Annotated in this window: 14 protein-coding genes; 5 read left to right on the top strand and 9 right to left on the bottom strand. The window is 51.7% G+C overall.

What is annotated here, in order from left to right; all coding sequences use genetic code 11:
- Window positions 1-267: 267 nt before the first annotated feature.
- The 4 genes from argH to argC all read right to left on the bottom strand — a co-directional run bounded on the left by argH (window position 268) and on the right by argC (window position 4,902).
- A complete protein-coding gene (gene argH, locus M977_RS11580; RefSeq protein ID WP_064515112.1) occupies window positions 268-1,641 on the bottom strand; it encodes an argininosuccinate lyase in 1,374 nt (457 codons plus the stop codon).
- A 216-nt stretch (window positions 1,642-1,857) separates the two neighbouring features.
- Complete coding sequence (locus M977_RS11575; RefSeq protein WP_064515111.1) at window positions 1,858-3,075, bottom strand: argininosuccinate synthase; 1,218 nt, start codon at window positions 3,073-3,075, stop codon at window positions 1,858-1,860.
- A gap of 30 nt (window positions 3,076-3,105) precedes the next feature.
- Window positions 3,106-3,882: an acetylglutamate kinase gene (gene argB, locus M977_RS11570; RefSeq protein WP_120066756.1), complete on the bottom strand. Its 777-nt coding sequence runs from the start codon at window positions 3,880-3,882 to the stop codon at window positions 3,106-3,108.
- 15 nt (window positions 3,883-3,897) lie between these two features.
- Window positions 3,898-4,902 carry an N-acetyl-gamma-glutamyl-phosphate reductase gene (argC, locus tag M977_RS11565; protein ID WP_064515107.1) on the bottom strand — a complete coding sequence of 335 codons (1,005 nt, stop codon included), beginning with the start codon at window positions 4,900-4,902 and terminating at the stop codon, window positions 3,898-3,900.
- 184 nt (window positions 4,903-5,086) lie between these two features.
- Between argC and argE the strand changes: the two genes are divergently transcribed.
- A complete protein-coding gene (argE, locus tag M977_RS11560; protein WP_064515104.1) occupies window positions 5,087-6,238 on the top strand; it encodes an acetylornithine deacetylase in 1,152 nt (383 codons plus the stop codon).
- A gap of 240 nt (window positions 6,239-6,478) precedes the next feature.
- Window positions 6,479-9,130: a phosphoenolpyruvate carboxylase gene (gene ppc / locus M977_RS11555; protein WP_064515102.1), complete on the top strand. Its 2,652-nt coding sequence runs from the start codon at window positions 6,479-6,481 to the stop codon at window positions 9,128-9,130.
- Between the two features lie 52 nt (window positions 9,131-9,182).
- Here the strand turns inward: ppc and katG are convergent, their stop codons facing one another.
- The 4 genes from katG to metB all read right to left on the bottom strand — a co-directional run bounded on the left by katG (window position 9,183) and on the right by metB (window position 16,323).
- Window positions 9,183-11,363: a catalase/peroxidase HPI gene (gene katG / locus M977_RS11550; protein WP_064515099.1), complete on the bottom strand. Its 2,181-nt coding sequence runs from the start codon at window positions 11,361-11,363 to the stop codon at window positions 9,183-9,185.
- A gap of 245 nt (window positions 11,364-11,608) precedes the next feature.
- Complete coding sequence (gene metF / locus M977_RS11545; protein ID WP_064515096.1) at window positions 11,609-12,499, bottom strand: methylenetetrahydrofolate reductase; 891 nt, start codon at window positions 12,497-12,499, stop codon at window positions 11,609-11,611.
- Between the two features lie 228 nt (window positions 12,500-12,727).
- Complete coding sequence (locus M977_RS11540) at window positions 12,728-15,160, bottom strand: bifunctional aspartate kinase/homoserine dehydrogenase II (RefSeq protein ID WP_064515090.1); 2,433 nt, start codon at window positions 15,158-15,160, stop codon at window positions 12,728-12,730.
- 2 nt (window positions 15,161-15,162) lie between these two features.
- A complete protein-coding gene (gene metB / locus M977_RS11535; RefSeq protein ID WP_064515089.1) occupies window positions 15,163-16,323 on the bottom strand; it encodes a cystathionine gamma-synthase in 1,161 nt (386 codons plus the stop codon).
- A gap of 263 nt (window positions 16,324-16,586) precedes the next feature.
- On the opposite strand from metB, the gene metJ reads away from it, so the two are divergent.
- Complete coding sequence (metJ, locus tag M977_RS11530) at window positions 16,587-16,904, top strand: met regulon transcriptional regulator MetJ (protein ID WP_034461414.1); 318 nt, start codon at window positions 16,587-16,589, stop codon at window positions 16,902-16,904.
- Between the two features lie 192 nt (window positions 16,905-17,096).
- On the opposite strand, the gene rpmE is transcribed toward metJ, so the two are convergent.
- The gene (gene rpmE, locus M977_RS11525) at window positions 17,097-17,312 is read right to left on the bottom strand and encodes a 50S ribosomal protein L31 (RefSeq protein ID WP_034461415.1); all 216 of its coding nucleotides are present in this window, start codon (window positions 17,310-17,312) and stop codon (window positions 17,097-17,099) included.
- 208 nt (window positions 17,313-17,520) lie between these two features.
- On the opposite strand from rpmE, the gene priA reads away from it, so the two are divergent.
- Together priA and cytR are read left to right on the top strand one after the other, a co-directional pair.
- Entirely contained in the window at window positions 17,521-19,716 is a 2,196-nt protein-coding gene (gene priA / locus M977_RS11520) for a primosomal protein N' (protein ID WP_064515087.1), read from the top strand.
- Between the two features lie 165 nt (window positions 19,717-19,881).
- Window positions 19,882-20,916 carry a DNA-binding transcriptional regulator CytR gene (cytR, locus tag M977_RS11515; RefSeq protein WP_064515085.1) on the top strand — a complete coding sequence of 345 codons (1,035 nt, stop codon included), beginning with the start codon at window positions 19,882-19,884 and terminating at the stop codon, window positions 20,914-20,916.
- The last annotated feature ends 21 nt before the right edge of the window (window positions 20,917-20,937 follow it).

Genomic DNA, 20,937 nt, shown 5'->3' with positions numbered 1-20,937 from the left:
CTCTATCCTCCGTCGCCATGATAGCCCATGGCGATAGAAATCATAGCAACGAACGATTATCCCTATCAACCATTGATAATGAATAATAGTCATCAACAGCACAAACCATCCATGACCCGGTTGTGCCGTAGGGGGAAACCCCTTGTTCTCCGAACAAAAACTGAAGCCAACTTGAATTATTTAGCGGACATTATGTCCGCTCTTTTTTTATCCGCTAAAACAAAAAAGCCCGGCACAAGGCCAGGCTCATTTTATGTGGCAAAGCTTCTACACCAGACGCTGCTTCGCGTCGGCAATCGCCAGCGCAACCTGCTGTGGAGACACGCCGCCTTTGGCTGAACGCTTATCCAGGCAAGATTGCAGCGACAAAATCGGGTAAACATCATCCCCGATGGTGGCGCTGAATTTCTGCAAATCAGCCAGCGCCAACGCTTCCAGCGCTTTGCCCTGACGAATCGCCTCGACCACCGCTTCGCCCACGATATGATGCGCTTCGCGGAACGGTACACCTTTGGCGACCAGATAATCAGCCAGCTCAGTGGCGTTGGCGTAACCCTGCTCAGCCGCTTCTTTGCAGCGCGGGCGTTTCACCTGAATACCATCGAGCACCAGCACGGACATATGCAGGCAATCCAGCCAGGTATCGAGCGCGTCGAACAGGCCTTCTTTGTCTTCCTGCATGTCTTTGTTGTAAGCCAGCGGTAAGCCTTTCAGCGTCATCATCATGCCGGTCAATGCACCCTGTACACGGCCACATTTACCGCGAATCAGCTCCAGCGCGTCCGGGTTTTTCTTCTGCGGCATCAATGACGAACCAGAAGTCACACGGTCAGACAACTCAACAAAACCCGCTTCACCGGTATTAAAGAAAATCAAATCTTCAGCAAATCGAGAAAGGTGAACCATGCCGATGGACGCATCGGAAAGCAGTTCCAGGACGTGGTCACGGTCAGACACGCTATCCAGACTGTTGCGAGTCGCCGAAGCAAAACCTAACCAGCCGGCCAGTTGCTCACGATCGATTTCATACGCCGTACCCGCCAGTGCGCCGCTGCCCAACGGGCTAACGTCGAGGCGCTCAAGCGTGCTGTGCAAACGGCTTTCATCACGCGCCAGCATTTCAACGTAAGCCAGGCACCAGTGCGCAAAAGTCACCGGCTGCGCACGTTGCAGGTGCGTGTAACCCGGCATCACTGCATCCTGGTTATTTTCAGCGGTTTCAACCAGCGCATGTTGCAGTTGGCGAGTCGCACCCAACAATTCACTGATTTGCATTTTGCACCACAGTTTAAGATCGGTAGCAACCTGGTCATTACGGCTACGGCCAGTGTGGAGTTTTTTACCCAACGCACCGACTTTGTCAATGAGTTTGCCTTCCACCCAGCTGTGAATATCTTCCGCATCGCTCTCAAGGATCGCCTGCGGATTGGCATGCACTTCTTCCAGCAGGAAATTCAATGCCTGCTCAAGTTCGACCTGCTCAGCAACAGTCAGAACACCCACGGTAACCAGCGCTTTGGACCAGGCGACAGAACCCACAATGTCTTGCTCCGCCAGTCGGTAATCAAAGCGTAATGAGTCATTGAACGATTTGAACCGCTGATCTGCTGCCTGAGTAAAACGTCCACCCCAAAGTGCCATAGTGATGCTCCATTGATTAAATGATTCGACTACCGTCAGGCGTTATCGTCGAAGGCAGTTTGGACACGGCCAGCGCGCAGGAACCGTAGCGTACATGAAGTACGTGAGGATTATGCGCTTCGCTTACCCCTTCGGGGCCGACCTTTGGTCGTTCAAAACACAGAGTGTTTTGTCCAAGCACTGCCCGGGTTCAAAATGACAAGTAAGATAGCCTGATTACTTCTTAAGTTCGTTTAAAGCACGAATACGTGATGACAAAGAGAACAGACGGATAAAGCCGCCCGCGTGGCTGTGGTCATACACTTCGTCTTCGCCGAACGTTGCGAACTCTTCGCTATAAAGGCTGTTCGGAGATTTTTTCTGCTTCGCAGTGACATGGCCTTTATACAGCTCAATAATCACTTCACCGTTCACTTCTTCTGCCAGCGATTCCGCAGATGCCTGCAGAGATTTACGCAGTGGTGCGAACCAACGGCCGTCATAAACTACGTAGGACATTTCCAGGCCCAGTTGTTCACGCCATTTGAAGCTATCGCGATCCAGAACCAGCTGCTCAACGCCACGCAGTGCAGCCATCATAATGGTGCCCCCTGGAGTTTCGTAGCAGCCACGGGATTTAATCCCTACCAGACGGTTTTCGACGATATCAATACGACCGATGCCGTGCTTAGAACCAATCTTGTTCAACGTTTCCAGGCACTGGAACGGCGTCATCGCTTCGCCGTTAACGGCAACGACTTTGCCTTTCTTAACCGTAACGGTAACTTCTTCAGCCTGATCTGGTGCTTCTTTAGGATCAACAGTCCAGACCCAGCAATCTTTGTTCGGTGCATTCCACGGGCTTTCCAGCACGCCGCCTTCGGTAGAGATGTGCCATGCGTTTTCGTCACGGCTGTAGATTTTCTCAAGAGAAGCGGTAGTCGGGATGTCACGCTCTTTCAGGTAATCAAGCAGTGCTTCACGGGAACGCAGGTTCCACTCACGCCATGGCGCAACCACTTTCAGATGTGGTGCCAGTGCCGCCCATGCGGATTCGAAACGTACCTGGTCGTTACCTTTACCGGTCGCACCGTGGCACAGCGCATCTGCGCCCACTTTATTTGCCACATCAACCAGCGCTTTAGCGATAAGCGGACGCGCCATAGAAGTACCCAGCAAATAGGTGCCTTCGTACAGTGCGCCGGTCTGCAATACCGGATAAACGTAATCACTGATGAACTCTTCACGCGCATCGACGACGTAGCACTCAGTTGCACCGGAGCGCAGTGCTTTTTGCTCAACGCCTTTCAGGTCTTCACGGTCCTGGCCGATATCCACCACACATGCGACCACTTCACAGCCGCCGTAGTTTTCCTTCAGCCATGGAATAATGGCTGAAGTATCAAGGCCGCCAGAGTATGCGAGAACGATTTTTTTGATGCCGTGATTTTGCATTGTCTTATCCTTCAAAAACTTATTTTAAAATTAAGCTAAGATCCGGGTGCCAATGGCTACACCGTTAAATAATGATGGTAACTGCTCCGCGTGACGCCAGGATGCGATATCCACCGGGCGACCCAGCGTGCGTGCTGCATCCAGCGCCGCGTTAACTTTCACTATCATGCCGTCGGTAATAATGCCCTGAGCGATTAACTGCTCAGCTTTCGCCGCCGTCATTTCTGCAATACGTTGCCCTTTGCCATCCAGAATGCCGCTGACATCTGACAGCAGAATCAAATCCGCACCAAGCGTTGCGGCCAAAGCGGTCGCCGCCTGGTCAGCATTCACGTTCATCAACTCACCTTCAGCAGTGACGCCAATAGAGCTGACAATCGGCAGGAAACCAGAATCTAAAAGCGTGGTAATCAGCTTAGCCGAACCCGGTTTTGCAAGCCCTACATGGCCCAGTTCTTCATCCAGTTTTGTGACCGTCACACTGTCGCCATCACCGAGACAAAGACCCACACCATTGATGCCATGCTTTTTCGCCCACGCCAACAAGGTTTTATTCGCCGTCCCAGCAAGCGCACCAGTAATGATGTCAATCTGGTCAGCAGGCGTGACACGCAGGCCGTTTTTCTTTGTCACTGGCAACGAGAGCTTTTTCATCAACTCGTCCACCAGGCAACCGCCACCGTGCACAATCACCAGCGGGCGTTGGTGGGATTCGCGATAGTTCACCAGCGCCGTAAATAGGCGCTCGAGCGCTTCTTCGCTATCGAGCAGTACGCCGCCTAATTTGATAATTAATGGATTCATCATGTCACCCGGCATCAATTAAATAAGAGACTGCGTTTCGGCAAAGCCAAAACGAATATTCAGGCATTGCACAGCCTGAGCTGATGCGCCTTTCAGAAGATTGTCTTCCGTGGCGACGACAATCAGATGCTCACCCTGCACCGCAAAACCGATATCGCAGAATGGCAACCCAACCACATTTTTCAGTGCCGGCACACCTTTGTCATACAGGCGCACTAACGGTTTATTCTGGTACGCCTGATTAAAAACATCGGCGATTTGTTGCTGCGTCACACCGGCGTTCAGACGGCAGGTGATGGTTTCCAGAATCCCACGCGGGAAATTGCCCAGGTGAGGTGTGAAAATCACCGGAGTACCAAGATGCGTCGAAATTTCTGGATGATGGCGATGGTTAAAAATGCCATACGGTTGCAGGCTCACTTCGCAGAAGCTGTTGGAAATCGGGGCCTTACGCCCTGCACCACTGACCCCGCTGGTTGCGTTAATCACTGGCCATTGCGTCAAATCCAGCAACCCGGCATCAATCAGCGGTTTTAACGCCAGTTGCGCCGCCGTCGGGTAGCAACCTGGGACTGAGATCAAACTAGTTTCTTTCAGTTTGTCGCTCTGCCATTCAGCAAGGCCATACACCGCCTGCTCCAGTAGTTCCGGATGTTGATGGGTAAAACCGTAATAGCGCTGATAGAACTCAGCATCGTTAACGCGGAATGCACCAGAAAGGTCGATAACAACACAGCCTTTTGCCAGGAATTGTGGCGCCAGATCGTGACTCACTTCGTGTGCCGTGGCGAGGAACACCACATCGACGCCGTCAGTAAATTCGCTGATATCCGACATCGCCTGTAACGGCATGTCGACAATACCTTTTAATTGCGGATGCAATTCAGATATCAATTTTCCTGCGTCATTACTTTGCGCTGAAACCGTCAAAGCGGTTATGTTCATATGAGGATGGCGATTCAAATAGTTCACAAGCTCTGCGCCTGCATAACCGCTGGCACCAACAATCAGCGTATTCAACATCTCGGCTGTACACCTTCTTAGGTTGTGTCTGCTAAAGGTGTCAGCTGGTAAGCCATCACCCAACGTGCAATTACGTGGTTAAATCTACCGGAACATGGGGTTCCCTTACGGCAGTTAATATTGTATTTTTATTCAATATAAATGCATGATTATGTATACCAACCCGAGCTAAGGCCTGTCAACAGTGAAGATGAAATTACCTCCTTTTATCGAGATTTACCGCGCGTTGATCGCGACTCCTTCCATCAGCGCTACCGACAGCGCGTTGGATCAGAGCAATGAGTCTTTAATCAATTTATTGGCTGGATGGTTCCGCGACCTGGGCTTCAATGTTGAAGTACAATCGGTTCCTGGTACGCGCAATAAATTCAATATGCTGGCGAGTACCGGAAACGGTGCCGGTGGCTTACTGCTGGCAGGGCATACCGATACGGTGCCGTTTGATGATGGCCGCTGGACACGCGACCCGTTCACGCTGACTGAGCACGAAAACAAGCTGTACGGTCTCGGCACTGCCGACATGAAAGGCTTCTTTGCCTTTATTCTTGATTCATTGCGCGATGTGGATGTGACGCAGCTTAAAAAGCCACTCTATATTCTGGCGACAGCTGATGAAGAAACGACGATGACGGGCGCTCGCTATTTCTCTGAGACCACCCATATTCGCCCGGACTGCGCAATCATTGGCGAACCGACATCATTGCAGCCCGTCCGTGCGCATAAAGGCCATATCTCTAATGCGATTCGGATTCTTGGCCAGTCCGGTCACTCCAGCGATCCTGCTCGCGGTGTGAATGCAATCGAACTGATGCACGATGCTATCGGCCACATCATGTCGCTGAAGAACACCCTGAAAGAGCGTTATCACCATGATGCCTTCACCGTGCCGTATCCAACACTAAACCTCGGTCATATCAGCGGTGGCGATGCCGCCAACCGTATTTGTGCTTGTTGTGAATTGCATATGGATATTCGCCCGCTGCCGGGTCTTACGTTAAACGACCTGAACGGTTTGCTTAACGAAGCACTGGAGCCGGTTAGCCAGAAATGGCCTGGCCGCCTGACGATTTCTGAGCTTCACCCACCGATTCCGGGCTATGAATGCGCCAAAGACCACCAGTTAGTACAAGTCGTTGAGAAACTGCTGGGTGCGCAAACCGAAGTCGTGAACTACTGCACCGAAGCGCCATTTATTCAGACGCTTTGCCCAACGCTGGTTCTTGGCCCGGGTTCTATCAACCAGGCGCATCAGCCAGACGAATACATCGAAACGCGGTTTATTGAGCCAACGCGCAAACTTATTACCCAGGTTATTCATCATTTTTGTTGGCATTAAAAATAGCGATTCAGGGGGTTTTGCCCCCTTTTTACGCTGCTTTTTAGCGGATCCTCATAAGAAACGCTTATCCACGAAGTTAGTAATTAAATTTCATGAATTAGCGCAATTTATTCGTTTGCTGAAACGATTTCGTAGCAATTGACGAATGAGGACTTACGTGGCTTTATAAAGACGGTGTTGAACCTTCACGGGTGAAATTAAATTACATATCAGATTGGATAGGGTGTCTGGGGTCATATGAACGAACAGTATTCCGCTTTGCGAAGTAATGTCAGTATGCTCGGCAAGTTGCTCGGGGATACCATCAAGGATGCGTTAGGTGAAAACATTCTTGACCGCGTAGAAACAATCCGCAAATTGTCAAAGTCTTCACGGGCTGGCAATGAGGCAAACCGCCAGGAGCTGCTAACCACGTTACAGAACCTATCTAACGATGAACTACTCCCTGTAGCCCGTGCATTCAGCCAATTCTTGAATCTGGCCAACACCGCCGAGCAATATCACAGCATTTCAGCCAATGGCGAAGCCGCCAGCAATCCCGAAGTTATCGCTAAGACACTCCAAAAATTAAAAAATCAGCCGGACCTTAGTGAAGCTGCCATTCGTGATGCTGTTGAGTCTTTGTCACTGGAATTAGTTCTGACCGCACACCCAACCGAAATCACCCGTCGCACCCTGATTCACAAACTGGTTGAAGTAAATAGCTGCCTCAAGCAACTCGACCACAGCGACATCGCCGATTACGAACGTAACCAGATTATGCGCCGTCTGCGCCAACTGGTCGCTCAGGCATGGCACACCGATGAAATCCGTAAGCACCGCCCTTCCCCTGTAGATGAAGCAAAATGGGGCTTTGCGGTAGTAGAAAACAGCCTGTGGGAAGGGGTTCCAAACTACCTGCGTGAGCTGAACGAGCAACTCGAAGACAACCTGAATTACAAACTGCCTGTCGATTTTGTTCCGGTACGTTTCACTTCATGGATGGGCGGCGACCGCGACGGCAACCCGAACGTGACTGCTGATATTACCCGTCACGTTCTGCTGCTAAGCCGCTGGAAAGCAACCGACCTGTTCTTGCGCGATATTCAGGTACTGATTTCCGAACTCTCGATGGTGGAATGCACGCCAGAGTTGAGTGAACTGGCCGGCCCAGACGCTGCACAAGAACCGTATCGCTGCATTATGAAAGGTATTCGTCAGCAATTACTGGCGACACAAGCCTGGCTAGAAGCTCGCCTGAAAGGCCAGCGCCTGCCAAAACCTGAAGGTTTGTTAACCCAAAACGAACAGCTTTGGGATCCGCTCTACGCGTGTTACCAGTCGCTGCAAGCGTGCGGAATGGGCATTATAGCCAACGGTCAGTTGCTTGATACCCTGCGCCGCGTGAAAAGCTTCGGCGTGCCATTAGTGCGCATTGATGTGCGCCAGGAAAGTACTCGTCATACCGAAGCACTCGGCGAAATGACGCGTTACCTGGGCATTGGCGATTACGAAAGCTGGTCTGAAGCCGACAAACAAGCATTCCTTATCCGCGAACTGAATTCCAAGCGCCCTCTGCTGCCACGCCAGTGGGAGCCGAGCGATGACACCCGCGAAGTGCTGGAAACCTGCAAAGTGGTTGCCGAAGCACCGCGTGGTTCTATCGCCGCGTATGTTATCTCCATGGCGAAAACACCTTCTGACGTGCTGGCCGTTCATCTGCTACTCAAAGAAGCTGGCTGCACCTTCGCTCTGCCGGTTGCGCCGCTTTTTGAAACCCTCGATGACCTGAACAACGCCGACGACGTCATGACTCAGTTGTTGAATATCGACTGGTACCGCGGCTTTATTCAGGGCAAACAGATGGTCATGATTGGCTATTCTGACTCTGCGAAAGATGCAGGCGTGATGGCGGCATCTTGGGCGCAATACCAGGCTCAGGACGCACTGATCAAAACCTGCGAGAAAGCCGGAATCACCCTGACGCTGTTCCACGGACGTGGTGGTTCTATCGGCCGTGGCGGTGCGCCTGCGCACGCAGCTCTGCTTTCTCAACCGCCGGGCAGCCTGAAAGGCGGCCTGCGTGTGACTGAACAAGGCGAGATGATTCGCTTTAAATACGGTCTGCCAGAAATCACTATCAGCAGCCTGTCGCTCTACACCAGTGCGATTCTCGAAGCCAACCTTCTTCCACCGCCAGAGCCGAAGAAAGAGTGGAAACATATCATGGAGGATCTGTCTGTAACCTCGTGTGATATGTATCGTGGATATATTCGCGAAAATGAAGACTTCGTGCCGTACTTCCGTTCGGCAACGCCTGAGCTGGAACTGGGTAAACTGCCGCTGGGCTCACGCCCTGCGAAGCGTAAACCTAACGGTGGCGTTGAGTCTCTGCGTGCTATCCCATGGATCTTCGCCTGGACGCAAAACCGCCTGATGTTGCCAGCCTGGCTGGGTGCCGGTGCTGCGCTACAAAAAGTGGTCGAAGATGGCAAACAAGACGTGCTGGAAACCATGTGCCGCGACTGGCCATTCTTCTCGACTCGCCTTGGCATGCTGGAAATGGTGTTTGCAAAAGCTGACCTGTGGCTTGCGGAATATTACGATCAGCGCCTGGTGAAACCAGAGCTGTGGGGGCTCGGCACACAATTGCGTGACCAACTGGAAGCTGATATCAAAGTGGTTCTGGATATCGCCAACGATTCGCACCTGATGGCTGACCTGCCATGGATTGCCGAGTCTATCCAGTTACGTAACATCTACACCGACCCATTGAACGTGTTGCAGGCTGAATTGCTGCATCGTTCACGTCAGTTGGAAGATAAAGGTGAAGAGCCAAATGCGCAGGTGGAACAAGCATTGATGGTGACGATTGCAGGTGTTGCAGCAGGTATGCGTAACACTGGTTAAGCCTCATAAAAAAATCCCCGCATCAGCGGGGATTTTTACGTCTGATACCGCCTTACTTCAGGTCGAAGCGATCCAGATTCATCACTTTCACCCATGCCGCAACGAAGTCTTTCACAAACTTCTCTTTAGCGTCACCGCAGGCATAAACTTCCGCCAGTGCACGCAGCACAGAGTTGGAACCGAAGACCAGATCCGCGCGTGTCGCTGTCTGCTTCACTTCGCCGGTTTGACGGCAACGGCCTTCAAACAGTTCTGAAGAGTCATCAGTCGCCTTCCATTCCGTGCCCATATCCAACAGATTGATAAAGAAATCGTTACTGAGCACACCTAAACGCTCGGTGAATACGCCATGCTTGCCGCCATCAAAATTCGCACCCAGCACACGCATACCACCAACCAAAACGGTGAGTTCCGGTGCAGTCAGCGTAAGTTGCTGTGCTTTATCAATCAGCAGGGATTCTGTTGTCGCCGCATCCACACGAGCACGGTAGTTACGGAACCCATCGGCTGCAGGCTCCATCAGGTTGAACATCTCGATATCTGTCTGATCCTGGCTGGCATCCACACGCCCAGGAATAAACGGCACGCGAACGCTGATACCAGCCGCTTCCGCCGCCTGTTCAACACCCACAATACCCGCCAGCACGATGATATCGGCCAGTGACGCTTTACCAGACGCTTTCTGAATTGCTTCTAACGCAGGCAATGCACGCGCCGCTAAAGCATTCACATCCCAGTTGCGCTGAGGTGCCAGTGCCAGGCGTGCGCCATTGGCTCCGCCACGTTTATCGCCGCCACGGAAAGTCGACGCCGACGCCCAGGCTACAGAAATCAATTCACTGACAGAAAGGCCAGAATGGGCAATTTCTGCTTTCAGGTGATCGATATCAGCAGGCGTTGGGCTGAATGTCGCTTTCGGCAACGGGTCCTGCCAAATCAGTTCTTCTTTTGGCACTTCCGGGCCGATGTAACGCGCAATTGGCCCCATATCGCGGTGGGTCAATTTGAACCATGCGCGGGCAAAAGCTTCATTGAAAGCTTGTGGATCATTGAGGAAGCGACGGGAAATTTTCTCGAATTCCGGATCGAAACGCAGCGTCAGGTCGGTGACCAACATTGTCGGTTTACGTTTTTTCGATGGATCAAACGGATCAGGGATAATTTCAGGCGCATCGACCGCTTCAAACTGAATTGCACCGGCAGGGCTACGTGTCTGGAGCCATTCGAATTTGAACAAGTTCTCGAAGAAGTAGTTACTCCACTGGGTTGGTGTTTGTGACCAGACAACTTCCAGGCCAGATGTAATTGCATCTGCACCGGCACCACTGCCGTAGCTGCTCGTCCAACCTAAGCCTTGCGCTTCAATCTGTGCCGCTTCCGGGTCAACACCCACATGGGTTGCTTCTGCTGCACCGTGAGTTTTGCCCAACGTATGACCGCCAGCGATAAGCGCTACAGTCTCTTCGTCGTTCATCCCCATATTGCCGAAAGTAGCACGAATGGCAGCAGCGGCAGAGAGTGGTTCACCGCTGGCGTTTGGCCCTTCAGGGTTAACATAAATCAGCCCCATCTCGGTCGCGGCTAATGGGCGTTTAGCAAGTGCCTCCGGGTCGCGATGTTCCAACCAGGCTTTTTCATTACCCCAGTTCACATCCAGATCTGGCTCCCAAACATCTTCACGCCCGGCACCAAAACCAAAGGTGCGGAAGCCGGAGTTTTCCAGCGCTACGTTCCCCGCCAGTATAAACAGGTCGGCCCAGGATATTTTCTGTCCATATTTCTGTTTGATAGGCCACAGCAGGCGGCGAGCTTTATCAAGGCTTACGTTATCTGGCCAGGAGTTAAGTGGAGCAAAGCGTTGCTGACCACGACCTGCGCCACCACGTCCGTCCAGGGAACGGTAAGTGCCGGCACCATGCCAGGCCATACGAATAAATAGCCCGGCATAGCTGCCCCAATCGGCAGGCCACCACGGCTGGGAATCAGTTAGTAATGCTTTTAGGTCGCCTTTCAGCGCGGAATAATCGAGTTTGCTGAATTCTTTGCGGTAATCAAAATCTTCGCCGAGGGGGTTAGAGCGGTTTGAGTGCTGATTGAGGAGATCAACACGGAGTTGTTTCGGCCACCAGTCCCGCGTGCTTGTTCCGGCTCCTGCACTCACATCATGACTGCCCTGATGAAACGGGCACTTCCCTGCTGACAACGTATTATGATCGTTTTCGTTTGTGCTCATCTTCCTGCTCCCTTCATTATTTTAATACCAGGATATACAGCTCTGCAGATAAGTTATAGATGAAAAAAACTACAGATTTGATAGTTATTTCCTGCTGGCTAATGAGCAACATAGCAAAAGTCTTTCGAAGAAACGTCGACAGCAACATAAACTTTCAAAACTTAACATTACAAATGAAATGGGTATTGTGAGGGGGGAGTGGATCCAGAGGGCAAAGTCATGGCCCTTGCGGGCCATTATCAGAATTAAACTGCCGGGCGAACACCCAGAGTGTGGCAAATCGCATAGCTCATTTCGGCACGGTTAAGCGTGTAGAAATGGAAGTCTTTCACACCTTCACGGCTGAGGATTTTCACCATATCCATCGCAATATTGGCGCCGACCATTTTGCGAGTTTCTGCATCGTTATCCAGCCCTTCAAACATTTGTGCCATCCAGTGCGGAACACGCACGTTGGTCATGGTCGCAAACTTATGCGCCTGTTTGTAGTTACTCACTGGCAAAATGCCTGGCACGATTTCGACATCGATACCCGCAGCGGCACAACGGTCACGGAAGCGCAGGTAACTTTCCACATCGAAGAAGAACTGTGTGATTGCACGGTTTGCACCAGCGTCAATCTTGCGCTTCAGGTTAATCAAATCAGCCTGTGCACTTTTCGCTTCCGGGTGAACTTCCGGGTAAGCCGCAACGGAAATATCAAAGTCACCGACATCTTTAAGCAGTGTGACCAAGTCAGAAGCATACATATCTGGCTTGCCACCACCGGGAGGTAAATCACCGCGCAGAGCGACGATATGACGGATACCGCTATTCCAGTAATCCTGCGCAATAGTACGCAACTCGTCGGGAGAGGCATCAATACAAGTCAGATGCGGTGCAGCTTCCAGACCTGTACGGTCTTTAATACCTTTGATGATGCTATGGGTACGGTCACGCTCACCGGAGTTTGCGCCGTAAGTTACGGAGACAAATTTAGGTTTCAGGCTACTCAGTCGATCAATTGAGCTCCACAGGGTCTGTTCCATTTCACTGGTGCGCGGCGGGAAAAACTCAAAGGAAACGTTAATTTGCCCGGCGACTTCGGCCAGACTCTGATTTAGTGCTTCCCGCTGGTTGGCGTGAAAAAAGCTCATACCCTTACCTCATTAATCGCATTTTATTATGTGATGTTGTGTTTTGTTGCTATCCAGACGTTTAGACGTCCAGATAGCAAGATGAAGGAAAAGCATGATTCCGTCAACTGAAAATTCAACACAAGAAATGAGGAATTCTCACCCAAATTGAATTTTCCTCATGTTCGATTGAAAAGAATAAAAAAAGGCCAGCAATCGCTGGCCTCAGTATTTTTGTGTTTCAGCGAGTTATAGCAATTGCGCCAGACGATTGAGATCCGACTGAATAGCACCGGCTGTGACATCACGCCCGGCACCAGGCCCACGAATAACCAGCGGGTTATCGCGATACCAACGGCTTTCGATAGCAAACACGTTGTCGCACGGTAGCAGCGAAGCCAGTGGATGCTCAGTGCGCACAGCTTCCACACCGACACGCGCTTTACCATTCGCATCGAAACGCGCGACATAACGCAGAACCAATCCCATTTCCTGAGCCGCTTCAAAACGCTGAAGCATCTGGTCATTCAACTCATCACCATTTTCAAAGAAATGGTCAATTGAGCCAGTCTCACTGCCGTTTGTAACCAGCGACTCAACACGAACCTGATCCGGCTCGATGTCGTAACCTGCTTCGCGAGCCAGGATCACTAGCTTGCGCATCACGTCTTTCCCGGAGAGATCGACGCGCGGATCAGGTTCTGTTAGCCCTTGCTGCCAGGCCTGGTCCACCAGCTCGGTAAATGGCACCGTGCCATCGAATTGCAAGAACAGCCATGAAAGCGTACCGGAGAAAATACCGCTGATAGCCAGAATGGAGTCGCCGCTTTCGCGTAAATCACGAACGGTATGGTTTACCGGCAAACCAGCGCCCACGGTGGCGTTATACAGCCAGTGGCGGCCCGTCTTGGTAAAAGCGTTACGAATTTCACGGTACTTCTGGCTATTACTGGCGCCCGCAAGTTTATTGGCGCTGATAACGTGGAAACCGTGGCTGGCAAAATCGAGGTATTGATCAGCCAGTTGTTCACTCGCAGTCACATCCAGAACCACCAAATCATCATAAGGATGCGCACGCATCCATTGGAATAGTGATTCTTCATCCTGTTCTACCGCTTCGTCGTTGAAGAAAGCGAGAGCACGGCTGGCATCCAGACCTTCATAATTCAGCAAGCTGCGGCTGCTATCTACTACACCTGAAAGCACGAATTCAAAACCGGTTCGTGCAGAGATAGTTTCTTGCTCGCGGGCAAACAGCTCCAGCCAGCGTGAACCAATGTTCCCTTTGCCGAACAGAACCAGACCAATACGTTTTTCAGCACGGAACAGTGACTTATGCAGACCCTTAATGAGATTTTCTGTTGGGCCAACACGTAGTACCGCAACCAGGCTAATACCATCTTCGGACTGCCAGATAAACTCAACAGGCTGATCTTTCAATTGCTGCCAGAAACGATGGCTGTGAAGTGGGTTACGGCAAACGCCCGCACCAACCATTGCCACCAGAGCTAAGCCTTCACGCAGACGTAAATCGCCCGGAAGAGCTGCTTCCTGAAGAGTTTGTAGTGCGCTGCCAGCAACTTCTGAAGTGTAGCAAAGCTGAAGCAGGTTTCGGTCAGGATGAACGCCAATCGACAACGGGCGAATCTGAGCGCGGTTTAGCAGGGTATCTAGCTCTTTGTGAGCCAGCTTGAAATCTTGCTGTGGAGCAACCTGAAGTTCGATCAGGCAAACATCATCGTGGCTGGTAACGATTCGCGCACCAGTACCAGAAGCCAACACTCGTTCGATACGAGTTGACCCTTGTTCTGGTGAATAGCTACAACGCAGTTGCAGATCGATATCGCTACCAGAAACAGGCTGCAAAGTACGAGCGTGCAGCACTGGGGCGGCAAGACGGGCCAGTTCACTGGCTTCATCCAGACGCAGCAGCGGCAGCAAGCAAGCATCTTTCACTTTACGCGGGTCAGCACTGTAAACCCCGGCAACGTCACTCCAGATGGTCACGCGGGAAACCCCAGCCAGTGCACCAATTTGAGTTGCGGAATAGTCAGAACCGTTACGGCCCAGCAGAACCGTTTCGCCCGCGTCGTTACGGCAGATAAAACCGGTAACCACGAGGCGTTTGTTCGGATGCTGCGCCATAAGCTCTTGTAGCAGCGGCCAGGATAAACCTTCATTGACTTGTGGCTGAGCTGCACGCTCTGCACGCATAAATTCGCGTGCATCCAACCATGCAGCCGGGTGACCTAACTGATTCAGCACCGCAGACATCAGGCGTGCAGACCAAATTTCACCATGGCCTACAACTTCGGAATACACTGCGTCGGTCATTTTGCCATCCAGCAAACCCGCCAGACGCTCAAGATCGTGAATAAATTGACCGATTAAAGTATCAGCAACATCAGGTGCAACAAGGCCACTAATCAGCTCGCTCTGATAACGGCGCAGTGCTTGCTGAACCTGATGGGCAGAAAGGCGATCGCTTTGGCTTAATTTTAACCAGTTAATCAACTGATTAGTGGTACTACCCGCTGCGGAAACAACCATCATGTCGCCAGGTTTTGAATACTCGGCCATGATCCCCGCAACGCGTAGATAGCACTTCACATCTGCCAGACTACTGCCACCAAATTTATGCAGCTGACGACCCGACGCCCCTGCTGGTGCTGAAACACTCATGCTTACCCCTCGGCTGCAACCCGGAACGCATTTTCCAGGTCAGCAATTAAATCTTCGCTATCTTCAATGCCAGTCGAAATACGCAACAAGGTTTCAGAGATCCCCGCTGCAGCACGCGCTTCTGGCGCCATGCCCGCGTGGGTCATCGTCGCCGCGTGTGAAATCAAACTTTCTACTCCACCCAGCGATTCCGCCAGCGTGAAGAGAGTCAGGCTACTCAGGAATCGACGCAGCGTTTGCTCGTCGCCGTTAAATTCAAAACTTAGCATCGCGCCAAAACCTTTTTGCTGACGAGCAGCAATTTCATGGCCCTGGTTTTCAGGCAGCGAAGGATGATACAGCTTTTTCACCAGCGGTTGAGTTTGCAGGAAATTAACAATCGCCTGCGCGTTGCGTTGCGCCACTTCCATACGTGGTGAAAGCGTGCGCAAACCGCGCAATAGCAAATAACTATCGAAAGCACCGCCAGTCACGCCAATGTTATTTGCCCACCAGGCAAGCTCAGTGACAGTTTCGGCATCTTTCGCAATCACTACGCCCGCAACAACATCTGAGTGACCATTCAAATATTTGGTACATGAGTGCAGAACCAAATCCGCACCCAATGCCAATGGGTTTTGCAAAGCCGGGCTCAAGAAGGTGTTATCCACCACACTGATTGCCCCAACTTCACGCGCGGCGGCGCAGATTTTCGCAATATCTACCACTCGTAACAAGGGATTACTTGGGCTTTCGACCAGCACGAGTTTTGGTTTTTCGTTAAGTGCCGCAGTTAAAGCCGCTTCATCTCCTTGATCGACAAACAAAACGCGATAGGCGCCGCGTTTTGCCAGGCTATCAAACAAACGGTAGCTGCCGCCGTAACAGTCATGCGGAGCCACTAACAGGTCGCCAGGCTTAAGGTAAACGGTGGTTACCAGATGGATTGCCGACATACCGGTATTCGTCAGCACAGCGCCAGCTCCGCCTTCCAGCTCTGCCAGTGCGCGCTGAACAACATCACGCGTAGGATTGCCACGACGCGAATAGTCATGCGCGCGCGGTTCGTTAAACCCGGTGAAATTATAAGTACTGGAGAGATGGATTGGCGGTACAACGCAGCCGTATTGCTCGTCATCGTTCAAACCGCTACGTACTGCGATAGTTGCCTGTTTGCGCGTCATGGCTCTCGAATCCTTGCTGGTCGAATAAAGGTCAGGCACCAGAGTAAACACTGCCGAGTTAGACGTCAATACATCTGGACATCTAAACTTCTTTGCGTATAGATTGAGCAAACACGCAATAGCCGTTAAAATTATACGCTTTAGGGTGATAGCGTCGCAGACCGCGAATCAATAAACGCTTACACTACGACCAGATAATCGCTTCTGCCGCGCATATTACCGGTGGAAGCCTAAATACATTGATTAAGAGGATTAAGTATCTCATGGCTGAATGGAGCGGCGAATATATCAGCCCTTACGCTGAGCACGGGAAGAAGAGTGAGCAAGTAAAGAAAATTACGGTGTCCATTCCTCTGAAGGTGTTAAAAATCCTCACCGATGAGCGTACCCGTCGCCAGGTGAATAACCTGCGTCACGCAACAAACAGTGAGCTCCTGTGCGAAGCATTCCTGCATGCGTTTACCGGCCAACCACTGCCAAATGATGCAGATCTGCGCAAAGAGCGTAGTGATGAGATTCCTGAAGCGGCGAAGGTGATTATGCGCGAGTTGGGGATTGATCCAGAGACGTGGGAATACTAATTACAGAATTATCCTTATTCCCTATAGCATTCGAGTCGTAGGTAGGCGGCAAGGGAACAAATCCCCGGGAGCTTACTGAAGTAAGTGACTGGGGTGAGTGAGTGCAGCCAACACCTCTACGGCTTGAATGATGACGGGAATAACAAAAAAGGCGCCGTTAGGCGCCTTTTTCTTACTACCGTCGGCGAAAAATTACTTCTTCGCGCCTGGAACGCTGAAACGCTTGTTGAAGCGGTCAACGCGGCCACCGGTAGCAACATCACGCTGCTTGCCAGTGTAGAACGGGTGGCATTCGCCACATACGTCCAGGTTCAGATCATGACCCACGGTAGAGCGAATCTTGATAACATTACCGCATGAGCAGTTTGCAGTAACTTCTGCGTAGTTCGGGTGAATATTCTTTTTCATGGAAAACCTCTGTATAAGGCCGCGTCGCTCTTCCAGCCCTAACGCCAGACACCACGCGAAGTTGATAAATTAGGTTTTTTGATACCAAAAACTGCGCATCAAAGGCGGCGAATCATACAGAACCCCGCCAACGTATGCAAACTGATCCGCATTTTCTGGAGTACACAGTGTACACTATCTCGTCATTTTTATCAGTTCGGAAATATTGATGCCTGTCGCCCACGTCGCTTTGCCGGTTCCCCTTGCCCGTACTTTTGACTACTTCGTTCCTGAGGGAATGCAGGTGGAGTCAGGCTGTCGCGTCATGGTGCCGTTTGGTAAACGCCAGGCTGTTGGGATTGTCGTCACTGTTAGCGAGCACAGCGAATTGCCGATTAATGAGCTAAAGCCAGTTGCTGAAGTTCTGGATGGCGCTTCGTTGTTTCCTGTGTCTCTGTGGCGCGTTCTGCTGTGGGCGGCTGAGTATTACCACCATCCGCTTGGCGATGTCCTCTTCCACGCCCTACCAGGTTTGCTTCGCGAAGGGAAACCCGCGCACCATGCGCCGTTGTGGTACTGGTTCGCTACAGAAGAAGGCAAAGCTGTAGACCTCAACAGCCTGAAACGCGCACCGAAGCAGCAACAAGCATTGGCGGCGGTACGGCAAAATATCATCTGGCGTCACCAGGTGAGCGAAATGGAAATCAGCGAGCCTGGATTACAAGCGCTGCGGGCCAAAGGTTTATGTGACCTGAAAAGTGCCGCCCCTGCGACGACGGACTGGCGCGATAGCTATTCCGTTGAAGGAGAGCGCTTACGGCTGAACACCGAGCAGGCTACTGCTATCGGTGCTATCCACAGTTCTGCCGACCATTTTGCGGTCTGGTTACTTGCGGGTATTACCGGTTCAGGCAAAACGGAAGTTTATCTTAGCGTGCTGGAAAACGTGCTGGCACAAGGTAAACAAGCGCTAGTTCTGGTCCCTGAAATTGGCCTGACGCCACAAACCATTGCCCGTTTCCGTGAACGTTTTAACGCTCCGGTCGAAGTGCTGCACTCCGGGCTTAATGACAGTGAGCGTCTTGCTGTGTGGTTAAAAGCTCGTAGCGGCGAAGCAGCGATTGTGATTGGCACCCGCTCGTCACTATTCACACCGTTTTGCCGACTTGGCGTCATTGTTATAGATGAAGAGCACGACAGCTCTTACAAGCAGCATGAAGGCTGGCGTTATCACGCTCGTGATTTAGCCGTATACCGTGCACATGCGGAAGATATTCCCATCATCCTTGGTTCAGCGACCCCCGCCCTCGAAACATTGCACAACGTTCAACTGGGGAAATATCGCCAGCTACGCCTGACAAAACGCGCCGGTAATGCGCGCCCGGCAACACAGCAAGTGGTGGACTTAAAAGGCCAGCCACTGAAATCCGGCCTGGCGCCTGCGCTTATCAAAAAAATTGGCCAGCATCTTAAAGCTGACAACCAAGTGATCCTGTTTCTTAACCGCCGCGGGTTTGCTCCCGCTCTGCTGTGCCATGAATGCGGCTGGATAGCGGAGTGCCCGCGCTGCGATCACTACTACACCTATCATCAGGGCCAGCGTCATTTACGTTGCCACCATTGTGACAGCCAAAGAGCTATTCCTCAGCAATGCCCACATTGTGGCTCCACCAATCTGGTTCCTGTCGGTATGGGAACGGAACAGCTCGAACATAGCCTGACACCGGAGTTCCCGGGCGTGCCGATTTCGCGTATTGACCGCGACACCACCAGCCGTAAAGGTGCGCTTGAGCAGCAACTGGCAGAAGTCCATCGCGGCGGTGCTCGTATTCTGATTGGTACACAGATGCTCGCGAAAGGCCACCACTTCCCGGATGTGACTCTGGTAGCTTTACTCGATGTCGATGGCGCACTGTTTTCGGCTGACTTCCGCGCAGCGGAGCGTTTTGCACAACTTTATGTCCAGGTGTCTGGCCGCGCCGGACGCGCCGGTAAGCAAGGCGAAGTCATGCTGCAAACTCACCATCCTGAGCATCCTTTATTACAAACGCTTCTCTCCAAAGGTTATGACGACTTCGCAAACCAGGCACTGAAAGAGCGCCAGGCGGTATTCTTGCCGCCGTTTACCAGCCACATCATGTTCCGCGCAGAAGACCAAAATAACCATCAGGCGCCGCTCTTCTTGCAGCAGTTACGAAACCTGCTTGAGTCCAGCCCGTTACGAGATGATCAGCTCTGGGTTATGGGTCCGGTGCCATGCTTGCAACCCAAACGCGGTGGGCGTTTCCGTTGGCAAATTCTGCTGCAACACCCTTCGCGCGCGCGTCTGCAACGCCTGGTCAGTCATTCGTTGAAGCTGGTCAATACTTTACCGGAATCACGCAAAGTGAAGTGGACGCTGGATGTTGATCCAATAGACGGCTAGCACAAAGCCCTTTGGTTATGCGAAGCGGATCGAAAATTTCAACAACCATCACACTTTTAATGAAATAACTGTAACCAACGAACATCAATTTCTGCTAAGAATGTGGACATGGTCAGACACCACGGACGTTGTCAGCACCTGTACAGTGCACGCGAGGAGAAGAAGTTGAAGCCGAAGAATCAGGTTGCCAATGCAACCATGAAAGATGTTGCCGTTCAGGCGAAAGTCTCAACTGCAACGGTGTCCAGGGCATTAATGAACCCGGACAAAGTATCGCAAAGCACTCGTAATCGTGTGGAACAAGCGGCAATAGCCGTAGGTTATTTACCCCACTCCCTGGGGCGAAATCTAAAGCGTAATGAATCACGCACCATTCTGGTTATTGTCCCGGATATCTGCGACCCCTTCTTTAGCGAAATCATCCGCGGTATCGAAGTGACGGCTGCCGAACAGGGCTACCTGGTGCTGATTGGCGATTGCGCCCACCAAAATCAGCAGGAAAAAACCTTCATTAATCTGATTATCACCAAGCAGATTGATGGCATGCTGCTGCTCGGCTCACGCCTTCCCTTTGATGCCAGCATTGAAGAACAACGCAATTTACCGCCGATGGTAATGGCAAACGAATTTGCTCCTGAGCTGGAACTGCCTACGGTTCATATTGATAACCTTACGGCCGCATTTAATGCTGTTTATTATTTACAGCAGCTCGGCCATCAAAAAATTGCCTGTATTGCAGGCCCAGAAGAGATGCCGCTTTGCCACTATCGCTTGCAGGGGTATATCCAGGCATTGCGTCGTACGGGTGTAGTAATTGATCCGCACTACATTGCGCGTGGTAACTTTACCTATGAAGCCGGTGCCGCTGCATTGTCGCAACTGCTGGCACTGCCAAATCCGCCGACTGCGGTGTTCTGCCATAGCGATGTGATGGCGCTGGGCGCACTGTCTCAGGCCAAGCGAAATGGCTTACGCGTGCCGGAAGACTTATCGATTATGGGCTTTGATGACATCGCACTTTCACAGTTCTGTGACCCACCGCTCACCACCGTAGCTCAACCCCGTTTTGATATCGGGAGGGAAGCTATGCTGTTGTTATTGGATCAACTTAACGGGCACACCGTGAGTAGTGGTTCGCGTTTGCTGGACTGTGAACTCATTGAACGAGGCTCCACCAGCGCACCTGGCAGTAGAAAATGACCCGCTTTAGGACACTGGATT

Origin of the sequence: Buttiauxella gaviniae ATCC 51604, assembly GCF_001654835.1 — a bacterium.
In the GTDB taxonomy this organism is placed as follows: Bacteria; Pseudomonadota; Gammaproteobacteria; order Enterobacterales; family Enterobacteriaceae; genus Buttiauxella; species Buttiauxella gaviniae.
This window is presented reverse-complemented; position numbering and strand designations above follow the sequence as displayed.

What these genes read in the sequence shown, in the direction of transcription:
- ppc (WP_064515102.1), top strand. Translation starts at nt 6,479, where the DNA reads ATGAACGAACAGTATTCCGCTTTGCGAAGTAATGTCAGTATGCTCGGC.
- metJ (WP_034461414.1), top strand. Translation starts at nt 16,587, where the DNA reads ATGGCTGAATGGAGCGGCGAATATATCAGCCCTTACGCTGAGCACGGG.
- katG (WP_064515099.1), bottom strand. Translation starts at nt 11,363, where the DNA reads ATGAGCACAAACGAAAACGATCATAATACGTTGTCAGCAGGGAAGTGC.
- metB (WP_064515089.1), bottom strand. Translation starts at nt 16,323, where the DNA reads ATGACGCGCAAACAGGCAACTATCGCAGTACGTAGCGGTTTGAACGAT.
- M977_RS11540 (WP_064515090.1), bottom strand. Translation starts at nt 15,160, where the DNA reads ATGAGTGTTTCAGCACCAGCAGGGGCGTCGGGTCGTCAGCTGCATAAA.
- rpmE (WP_034461415.1), bottom strand. Translation starts at nt 17,312, where the DNA reads ATGAAAAAGAATATTCACCCGAACTACGCAGAAGTTACTGCAAACTGC.
- priA (WP_064515087.1), top strand. Translation starts at nt 17,521, where the DNA reads ATGCCTGTCGCCCACGTCGCTTTGCCGGTTCCCCTTGCCCGTACTTTT.
- M977_RS11575 (WP_064515111.1), bottom strand. Translation starts at nt 3,075, where the DNA reads ATGCAAAATCACGGCATCAAAAAAATCGTTCTCGCATACTCTGGCGGC.
- metF (WP_064515096.1), bottom strand. Translation starts at nt 12,499, where the DNA reads ATGAGCTTTTTTCACGCCAACCAGCGGGAAGCACTAAATCAGAGTCTG.
- argB (WP_120066756.1), bottom strand. Translation starts at nt 3,882, where the DNA reads ATGATGAATCCATTAATTATCAAATTAGGCGGCGTACTGCTCGATAGC.
- argC (WP_064515107.1), bottom strand. Translation starts at nt 4,902, where the DNA reads ATGTTGAATACGCTGATTGTTGGTGCCAGCGGTTATGCAGGCGCAGAG.
- argH (WP_064515112.1), bottom strand. Translation starts at nt 1,641, where the DNA reads ATGGCACTTTGGGGTGGACGTTTTACTCAGGCAGCAGATCAGCGGTTC.